Raw genomic sequence first — 2,311 nt, forward strand, 5'->3', positions numbered from 1 at the left:
GCGCTGAGTGCCGGTACTTCTCCTCCGTCGCGGCGAGCAGGAGCGCGAGATGGGCGGTCAGCTCCTCGTACAACGCGTAGAGGAGGTCCAATTGGGGTCCGGTGAGTTCCTCGCCGGCCAGTGCTCGTTCCGAGAGGGCGTCCGCCTGGCGCACCGCGCGCAGAACCCCGGCCACGTCGATGTCGATCAGGGGCTCAGCCACAGGTCGCCCCCCGGCGTCGGCCGGCCAGAATGAGGTGGGCGACGAGGTTGGGTTGACACAGCAGGGCGGGGGCGTTCATCTGGACGGACCAGAAGGCGCGGGCGCCGTCCTCGCGGGTCAGCCCCGGCCGCGGCACGGCGACGGTCTGTCCCCGGCCCAGGCAGGGCACGTCCGAGAGGTTCCAGCCCCGCGCGGTGCCGGCCGGGACCAACGCGTAGTAGGTGTCGCACGAGTCGTAGCAGAACACCGGGCCACCCAGCACGCGGCTGAGATAGCGGTCCACCTGCCGACGCTGGTCGGTACGAGCAGCCGCGTGGACCTCGGCGGCCGGAACGGGCACGACAGCGAACAGCACGCCGGCGGGCAGCAGCGCCAGGCCGTCCTTCTTCCAGTCGCTGAACGTGAGGCGGGGCACCGGGGCCGCGCAGGCGAGCCAGTGCCCGACCGCGCGCTGCCGCTCGGCCGTGGTGGTGAGGCGCGGGATCACTCGGCCCCCTCCTTCGACGCCGGCCCGCCCTCCAGGTGGGTCGCGCAGAACACGGGGTCGAAGGCGCGCTCGGCGCCGGCCTCGTCCACGACGCTGCCCCTGCCCGCCGGACGCAGCGGCGGTTCGGTGGTGTTGCACCTGAGGCACGCCTTGCCCTCGACCTGGGCCTCACCGGCCAGCACCTGGTACTGCTGACCGCTGCTCACACGGACGGTGACCCAGCAGGAGTCGACCGCGCGCCTGAGGGCGGAGGCGAGGAGCACCGGGTCGACGAGCCGGTCCGGATGGCCGGGATCCGGCGGTACGAGCCAGTGGGGACCGGGCGGTTCGATGACCAGGACGCCCGGAACCGCGACGTAGTCGCCGAAGCTGAGCAGACGCCCCCCGGGCAAGTCGGCCTCGATGCCGCTGCGCGGGGGCACCAGGAAGTAGATCCGGGGCTCCCGGCGGCTGTCCCAGATCACCGGCCCGGGGCGGCGCGCGGTTTCGCCTTCGAGGATCGAGAGGGCTTCCAGGCCGAGCTTCTGGCCGACGGCGACCGCGTCCCAGAACGTGCCGCCCTCGACGGCGACGACGGTGTCGCCGGGAGGGGCCCACGTGCTGGCGGGGCCGAACGAGCGGGGCATGCGGTGACTCCTGTCATGTCGGTGAATCCGTCATGAACAAGGTCGAGCCGATGGAAGTCGGGAACTCACACAACCGTGTGTTAGTCCACGGTCACATTCCGATCCACGAGGCGTAGTTCGTCAATGACTCGGGGAGCCGACGTTGCGCCCGGAGCAGACCGGCCACCGTTTCGCGGACGGTGGAGCTGTGCCGGGACTGCTGCGGGGCGAGGCGGCGGGCGTCGAGGAGACGGCGGAAGGCGGCGTCGCCCTTGCCGGTCCAGAGCAGAGCCCGGGCGATCTCGGCGTGATGGTGCGCGGCACGGCTGGCGGGCCAGGAGTCGGGGATCTCGATGGCCCGCGCGACTTTCAGGGCCTCGTGGTAGAGGGTCTGGTCGATCAGGCAACTCGCCCGGTGGGCGGCGACGTTGGTCGGACCGAAGGCCAGCCAGAGGAGCTCCGGGACCTCACCGGTTCGCACCGAGATGGACTCGGCCTCGGCGAGGTTGCCGGTGATCGCCTCGGCGTCCCCGTTCCGGGCGGCGAGCACCGCGATGCCGAGGTGCACCTGACCGGTCACGGCCTCCCGCTCGATACCCGGATCGGCCTGCGCGGCCGTCTGCCGGGCGAGTTCCGCGATGCGGATGCCGGTCCGGTACTGGCCGGCCCGCAGGTAGGCCAGTGCCCGGTTGTACTGCCTGATCGCTCCGGTCACGGCGTCGGAGGCCCGCTCCGCCGCCCAGCCCATGCGATCGAGGGAGATCGACGCGAGGTCCTGGAACCCGAGCTTGCTCGCGAGGTCGTAGGCGGAGCGGTACTGCATGGCGAGGGCCTGCCAGGCACGCCGGTGACCGGTGCTGTGTGCCGCGGTTGTGGTCTCGGTGATCAAACCGGGCAACTCTGCCGCCGCGCTCCGCAGGTCCGATGTCGGTGTTGGAACCGTACGCCCCGGTCGGGGACATCTCGTGGGCGGAGTCCCCGGCGAGCAGGACCCGCCCGGCGCCGTACCGCTCGGCC

General features: G+C 72.0%; 4 protein-coding genes and 1 pseudogene. All 5 read right to left on the reverse strand.

The features are described 5' to 3' along the window. The coding region (locus tag ACWDCZ_RS40510; protein ID WP_449818612.1) for a hypothetical protein at positions 1 to 202 on the reverse strand (202 nt) is incomplete at its 3' end. Beyond that, positions 195 to 689, reverse strand: coding sequence for a hypothetical protein (locus ACWDCZ_RS40515; protein WP_449818613.1), 495 nt, complete (start codon positions 687 to 689; stop codon positions 195 to 197). The genes ACWDCZ_RS40510 and ACWDCZ_RS40515, both read right to left, overlap by 8 nt. Next, positions 686 to 1,315 carry a hypothetical protein gene (locus ACWDCZ_RS40520; RefSeq protein ID WP_449818614.1) on the reverse strand — a complete coding sequence of 210 codons (630 nt, stop codon included), beginning with the start codon at positions 1,313 to 1,315 and terminating at the stop codon, positions 686 to 688. Before ACWDCZ_RS40520 ends, ACWDCZ_RS40515 begins: the two co-directional genes overlap by 4 nt. A gap of 91 nt (positions 1,316 to 1,406) precedes the next feature. Continuing rightward, entirely contained in the window at positions 1,407 to 2,183 is a 777-nt protein-coding gene (locus tag ACWDCZ_RS40525; RefSeq protein WP_449818615.1) for a hypothetical protein, read from the reverse strand. A gap of 25 nt (positions 2,184 to 2,208) precedes the next feature. Continuing rightward, positions 2,209 to 2,311: pseudogene (locus ACWDCZ_RS40530) on the reverse strand (FAD-dependent monooxygenase); the annotation flags it as partial.

It is taken from the genome of Kitasatospora sp. NPDC001225, from assembly GCF_053597855.1.

Excerpts from the sequence above, each read along its gene's own strand:
- ACWDCZ_RS40520 (WP_449818614.1), bottom strand. The coding sequence starts at position 1,315 with ATGCCCCGCTCGTTCGGCCCCGCCAGCACGTGGGCCCCTCCCGGCGAC.